This window comes from Mesorhizobium sp. M4A.F.Ca.ET.022.05.2.1 (assembly GCF_003998845.1).
Classification (GTDB): Bacteria; Pseudomonadota; Alphaproteobacteria; order Rhizobiales; family Rhizobiaceae; genus Mesorhizobium.
Map to the genome: position 1 here is coordinate 1 of NZ_RZOJ01000365.1, position 6030 is coordinate 6030.

A 6030-nucleotide genomic window follows, 5' to 3' on the forward strand; every position below is an offset into this window, starting at 1 on the left:
GTGTTGGAAGGAATGAGGCGCCGGTGATGTTGTCGCGCGCAGGTACATTGATGGGCGTGTCCGCCAAGCTGGAGCACCCCTCATCCGTCCGAGCTTCGCTCGGCCACCTTCTCCCACAAGGGGAGAAGGGGAGGTTGGAGCAACCATGACCCACTTCCTCTTCGACGGCTCCGAAACCGCCCCCGTCACCATCCTGCTGGCCCATGGCGCCGGTGCGCCGATGGACTCCGCCTCGATGGCCGCCACCGCCAAGGCGCTCGCCACGGCCGGCTTCCGCGTGGCGCGCTTCGAGTTCCACTACATGGCCGCCCGCCGCTACGGCCATCGCAAGCCGCCGCCGCGCGCCGAGACGGTGAACCCTGAATACATCAAGGCGATCGCCGACCTTCGCGCCAAGGGTGTCACGGGAAAGCTCATCATCGGCGGCAAGTCGATGGGCGGGCGCGTGGCGTCGATGGTCGCGGACGAGATGTTCGAAAAGGGCGAGATCGCCGGGCTCGTCTGCCTCGGCTATCCCTTCCACCCGCCGGCCAAGCCCGAGCAGCTCAGGACCAAGCATCTCCTCGGCCTCAAGACGCCGACGCTGATCTTCCAGGGCACGCGCGACGAGTTCGGCACCAAGGATGAGGTTGCGACCTATGGCCTTTCCAACGCGATCGAGATGATCTGGCTGGAGGACGGCGACCACGATCTGAAGCCGCGCAAGGCGATCTCGGGGTTTTCGACGGGCGACCACCTGAAGACGGTGGCGGAGACGACAGCGGCTAAATTCGCGCAGCCGTCGGCTTCGTCATTCTAGGGCGGAGCAAGGAGCGAAGCGACGCGCGCAGACCCTAGAATCCATGCCGTGACGCTAAGGCGTTGCAACGGTTCAGAATTCTGCCCCGCCACGTTCCACGGCGACGGTCACGGCATGGATCCTCGGGTCAAGCCCGAGGATGACGAAGCGAGGGGCGCTTTCGGCATCCAAACATGAAAATCGCCACCTTCAACATCAACAACATCAACAGTCGCCTGGAGAACCTGCTGGCCTGGCTCGCCGAGGCAAAACCCGACGTCGTCTGCCTGCAGGAACTGAAGGCGCGCGACACGCAGTTTCCGCTGACCCGGCTGGCGAAGGCCGGCTATGGCGCGGTGTGGAAGGGCGAGCCGACCTGGAACGGCGTTGCCATTCTGGCAAAGGGCGCAGAACCCGTGCTGACGCGCGACGTACTGCCCGGCGACGACGCCGACCGCCAGGCGCGCTACATCGAGGCGGCGGTGTCGGGCATTGTCATCGCCTGCCTCTATGCGCCCAACGGCAACCCGCAGCCCGGGCCCAAATATCAGTACAAGCTCGCCTGGCACGATCGCTTCGCGGCGCACGCGAAGCAGCTCCTCGACACCGGCCTGCCGGTGGCGCTTGCCGGCGACTTCAACATCGTGCCTGAGCCGCGCGACATCTACCCGACCCGCTCCTATGACGACAACGCGCTGGTGCAGCCGCAAAGCCGCGCCGCCTTCGCGGCACTCGTCGAGTGGGGCTGGACCGATGCGCTGCGCAAGGTCTTCCCGAAGGAGGAGAAGCTCTACACATTCTGGGACTACCGCCGCAATCGCTGGCCGCGCGACGCGGGCCTCAGGCTCGACCACATCCTTTTGTCGAAGACACTCGTCCGCAAGCTGAAAGCGGCCGGCATCGACCGGGCCGTGCGCGGCGAGGACAACGCCAGCGACCACGCGCCGGTGTGGGTGGAGGTGGAGACCTGACCTCGCCGCCGCGATCCTTCGCGCCCCTCTGTGCAGTCACCACATCGCAAGCTAGGGTGTCGCAATCATTCCCGCCGAGGCTCGCCGTTGCCCAGCCTGACCGTCGCAGTCTCCTCAATCGTCCTCGCGGCCGCGGCATTGCTGGCCTTCCTCGTCTGGCAGGCGCGCCAGCGCCGGCGGATGCGGCGCCGGGCCGATCCGGCCCATGATTATGCGGTGCGCGCGTCCTGGCGGCCCACCGCCGGCAAGCTCAACTTCTCGTCCTATGTCTACATGGATGTCGACGGCGACGGGGTGTATGGCCTCGCCGACCGGCCGATGGCCGGCATCATGGTTCGGCTCTACGATGAGCGCGGCGGCTTCCTCGCCGCGGCGCGGACCAACTCCGCCGGCTTCGCCAATTTCCCGATGTCGTCCAGGCGACGCCGGGCCAGGATACGCGCGCCCGGCACCTACCGCTTTTCGGTCTCTGTGCCGCCCGGCTGGCGCGCCAGCAGCGGGAACGAGGACCAGTCGATACGCTTGCTGGCCGCGCCCGGCTCTGTCGCTGGCCTCGTCGGGGAGGACTTGCCGAAACCGGTCGGCCTCGCGCCGGTTCGCGTCCTGAGCTGCAGGATGCCCGCCGCGACGGAGGCGACGCTGTCGGTGATGGGCAAGGGCCAGATCCTCGACAGCCGGACGCTTGGCGCGGGCGCCGCCTTCCGCTTTCCTCTCGCCGCAGGGGCCGACACGGTGGCGATCTCCGGCGGCGGCCTCGAGCGGCAGCTCGCGTTGTCGGCCTATCCGACCGATCTTGGCCTGCTGACGCCCGCCGTCATCGTGGCCGATGCGGCGCTGAGCGTCATCGGCTTCGACCACGTCACCACGCGCGGCCTGCGCAAGCTTCCGACGGGCCATGCCGGGCTCTCCTGGCGCAATCTCAACGCCATGGCGGGCGACCACACCAAGAACAGCGAGGGCTACGTCAACGGCAATGTCTCGGGCGATCACATCGCCTATACGAGCAGCGGCCATGCGGCCGAATTCGGCCGGCACCAGCCTTTCGGGCTGCATTCGATGATGCTGACCGCGGCCTGGCTGGCCTCGGAGGGAGAGACCGCGCTGATCGAGAGCTGGCTGGGGGAGGTGCCGGTCGCGCGCGATGAGATCACGCTGTCGGCGCTGGCGCCGTGCCACTATGCGCCGATGCTGAAGGCCGTCACGCGTGTTCGCCTGTCGACGAAGCACCATTGGCAGCTTGTGGTGGATGACCTGGTGCTGGTGCTCTAGGAGCAATTCCAGGAAAAGTGCGTAGCGGTTTTCCGTCCGGAATTGCGTCAAAACAATACTAGAGCGGTTAAGCGATTCCATGAAACGCTGAACCGCTCCAGGAGAGCCGGCGAGGGATCAGATCAGGTTGTTCGAGCCCGCGCCGTTGGCGGTGATCGCCGAAAGCCTGTCCTTCTTCACCAGAACCGGCTTCTCATAGGTTTTCTTCATTTCAGGGGCTCCGATACAATGTCAAATCCGGCCAACGCCATGATGCTCAAGGCGCCAGCCGGGCTGAAATCACCGCGGGAGGGGAGTGGATCCGCCGTTGCGCGCCGTCACCGCCGAAAGCCTGTCCTTCTTGAGCAGGGCCAGCCTCTCGTAGGTCTTCTTCATATCCAACTCTCCATTAATCCACGAAGGATGATGTCAGACCCTCGTCTCCTGTCAACCATGACGGCTGATGTACACTGCGTGCATCCGGATAGTCACATCCCTGGCGCGAAGGTCTGCCGGATAAGCGCACTGCTTTGCCGAGGGGATCACGGATTTATTCCCGCGCGTGTGATTTCCGACACTTAGCCAGCGCGGGAAGCTGGGCTAGGATACCGATATGAGAAGAAGGGTGGGGGCATCCTATGAACAGAACGATCGACAGGCTGCTCTCGCTCCTCCTACTGGCGGCGGCCATCGCCTGCGTGATGCATGCCTGGCCGTTTCTGGCCACCGGAGCCGAGAGCCTCGCTCATCCGCTGGCCGATTCCGCCTCGATGCGGCTGACCGGCTTCCTGGTGGCGGCGCTCGCTCTGGTGGTCGGCGCGTTGCTGTTCCTTGCCGGTCTTTTGCCGGGACGGCCGGCGCATCAGGCCGGAGCGCCGCTGTTCGGCCGCGCGGCGGAGGTGCGGGATCTGGGCCGGCCGCATCTCAGGCGCTTCTTCCAGGTCCTGCCGGCGGTCACTGTGCTGGCGCTGCTCGCCGACCAGCCTTGGCGGGGCGGCGAGGCGGCGAACGAACCGAAGGGCGGACAGGATCTCGCCAGCGCTCCGCCGGCCCTCGCAACGCCGCCGGCGGAGCTGGTTCTAGCGCCGGCGCCACCGGAGCAGGCGTTAGAGACGCCGCCTGCGGCTGAGCCAGCGCCGGCAAGTCCGGCCGTGCCGGCTTCGCCGCCTGCCGCGCCGGCCGAGCCGCCGAAGACCGCGCTGGCGCCTCCCGCTGCTCCACCCGAGACGGCTGCGCCACCGGAGACGGCCCCGCCGCCGCAGACGGCCCCGCCGCCCGAGACCGTAGCTCCGCTGCCGCCGGCACCGCCGGCACAGGCGGCCCAGCCCGACGGCCATCGCGACGCCGTCGTCTGGCTGGCGGTCTCGCAAGACGGGCGCGAGATCATGAGCGCCAGCACCGACCGCATGATCAAGCTCTGGGACATCGACGGCAAGCGGCTGATCCGCACTCTGGGGGAGCACAAGGACATGGCGCGCACGGCGCTGTTCATGCCCGACGGCAAAAGCGCGCTGACCGCCAGCGACGACGGCGAGATCGTGCTGCGGAAGCTTGCCGACGGCGCTGTGCTGCACGTCTTTTCCGCGGGCCAGAACGGCGGTGCCAGGAACCTGGCGATCAGCTCCGACGGCAGGCTGGCCGTCAGCGGCCACGACACCGGTGCCGTCATCGTCTGGAATCTCGAAAAGGGTGGTGTGCTGCATGTACTGCCCGGCCATGACTGGTCGGTGAGCGCGGTCGCCGTCTCGCCCGACGGCACGAAAGCCCTGTCGGGCAGCATCGATGGCGAGCTGAAACTCTGGGACATTGTTTCGGGCAAGCAACTGCGCAGCTGGCACGGGCACGAGCAGGGCGCCTATGGCGCCGTCTTCACCGCTGACGGGCACCATGCGGTGACCGGCAGCGGCGACTACACGATCAAGCTCTGGGACCTCGACAGCTTCAGGGAAGTGCGCCGCTTCGAAGGCCATTCCGGCACCGTCTATGAAATCGCGCTGTCCCCCGACGGCAAGCGGCTGGCATCGGTCTCGCTCGACGGCACGGCGCGCATCTGGAACATGGACACCGGCGACCAGATCGCCGAGTTCGACCCCGGCACCGGCCCGATCTACGCGGTCGCCTTCGCCGCCGACGGCACGCTGCTCACCGGCGGCTACGACCGCACCATCCGCGACTGGCCGGCGGCCGGCGGCGAGGGGGTGGTGCTGTTCGCGGGCGCGCCGGAGTGATCGCTTCGCAGCTCGGCGCCTAGGCACCCCCTCTGGTGTGACGGAACGCGACCTGCATATGTATGCCTGCTATGCAGCAATGAACATGACGAGCCGCAATTCACCATGCCCGACCTCCACCTCGTCGAAGCCTCGATCGCCGACCTGCGCCGCGCGCTGGAGGACGGCACCGTCACCAGCGTCGAACTGGTCGGCGCTTACTTGCGGCGCATCGCGCGCTACGACCGCCACGGCATCGCCCTCAACGCCGTGCCGGCACTCAACCCCGACATGTTCGCGGACGCGGCGGCTTCCGACCGACGGCGGCTTGAGGGCAAAACACTCGGGCCGCTCGACGGCATCCCCTACACCGCCAAGGACAGCTACAAGGTGAGGGGACTGACGGTCGCCGCCGGCTCGCCCGCGTTCGAACAACTCGTCGCCAATGAAGACGCCTTCACCATAGCGCGCCTGCGCGCGGCGGGCGCGGTGCTGGTCGGTCTCACCAACATGCCGCCGATGGCCAATGGCGGCATGCAGCGCGGCGTCTATGGCCGCGCCGAGAGCCCTTACAATGCGGATTATCTGACCGCCGCTTTCGGCTCCGGTTCCTCCAATGGCTCGGGCACAGCGACGGCCGCCAGCTTCGCCGCTTTCGGCCTCGGCGAGGAAACCTGGTCGTCCGGCCGCGCGCCGGCCTCCAACAACGCGCTGGTCGCCTACACGCCCTCGCGCGGCATTATTTCGGTGCGCGGCAACTGGCCATTGGTGCCGACGATGGACGTGGTGGTGCCGCATACGCGCTCCGTCGCCGACATGCTGGAAC

General features: G+C 67.3%; 7 protein-coding genes. 5 read left to right on the top strand and 2 right to left on the bottom strand.

From position 1 onward, the window contains the following. The first annotated feature begins 145 nt into the window (after positions 1 to 145). The 3 genes from EN745_RS27600 to EN745_RS27610 all read left to right on the top strand — a co-directional run bounded on the left by EN745_RS27600 (position 146) and on the right by EN745_RS27610 (position 3018). Positions 146 to 799: an alpha/beta family hydrolase gene (locus tag EN745_RS27600; protein ID WP_127422713.1), complete on the top strand. Its 654-nt coding sequence runs from the start codon at positions 146 to 148 to the stop codon at positions 797 to 799. A gap of 173 nt (positions 800 to 972) precedes the next feature. After that, entirely contained in the window at positions 973 to 1749 is a 777-nt protein-coding gene (locus EN745_RS27605) for an exodeoxyribonuclease III (RefSeq protein WP_127422714.1), read from the top strand. A gap of 87 nt (positions 1750 to 1836) precedes the next feature. Further along, positions 1837 to 3018, top strand: a complete 1182-nt coding sequence (locus EN745_RS27610; RefSeq protein ID WP_127422715.1) for a hypothetical protein — start codon at positions 1837 to 1839, stop codon at positions 3016 to 3018. A 117-nt stretch (positions 3019 to 3135) separates the two neighbouring features. Here EN745_RS27610 and EN745_RS27615 read toward each other — a convergent pair whose 3' ends face one another. Beyond that, the gene (locus EN745_RS27615) at positions 3136 to 3228 is read right to left on the bottom strand and encodes a putative RiPP precursor (RefSeq protein WP_126055267.1); all 93 of its coding nucleotides are present in this window, start codon (positions 3226 to 3228) and stop codon (positions 3136 to 3138) included. Positions 3229 to 3297: 69 nt separating this feature from the next. Continuing rightward, positions 3298 to 3393 carry a putative RiPP precursor gene (locus tag EN745_RS27620; RefSeq protein ID WP_126055266.1) on the bottom strand — a complete coding sequence of 32 codons (96 nt, stop codon included), beginning with the start codon at positions 3391 to 3393 and terminating at the stop codon, positions 3298 to 3300. A 242-nt stretch (positions 3394 to 3635) separates the two neighbouring features. Between EN745_RS27620 and EN745_RS27625 the strand changes: the two genes are divergently transcribed. Beyond that, positions 3636 to 5225 (top strand): WD40 repeat domain-containing protein, encoded by a 1590-nt coding sequence (locus EN745_RS27625; RefSeq protein WP_127422716.1) that lies wholly within the window; start codon positions 3636 to 3638, stop codon positions 5223 to 5225. A 105-nt stretch (positions 5226 to 5330) separates the two neighbouring features. After that, positions 5331 to 6030: amidase family protein (locus tag EN745_RS27630; protein ID WP_245487857.1), on the top strand; the 700-nt coding region annotated here is incomplete at its 3' end.

Coding starts and splice junctions, on each gene's coding strand:
- EN745_RS27600 (WP_127422713.1), top strand. CDS start 146: ATGACCCACTTCCTCTTCGACGGCTCCGAAACCGCCCCCGTCACCATC.
- EN745_RS27605 (WP_127422714.1), top strand. CDS start 973: ATGAAAATCGCCACCTTCAACATCAACAACATCAACAGTCGCCTGGAG.
- EN745_RS27615 (WP_126055267.1), bottom strand. CDS start 3,228: ATGAAGAAAACCTATGAGAAGCCGGTTCTGGTGAAGAAGGACAGGCTT.
- EN745_RS27620 (WP_126055266.1), bottom strand. CDS start 3,393: ATGAAGAAGACCTACGAGAGGCTGGCCCTGCTCAAGAAGGACAGGCTT.
- EN745_RS27625 (WP_127422716.1), top strand. CDS start 3,636: ATGAACAGAACGATCGACAGGCTGCTCTCGCTCCTCCTACTGGCGGCG.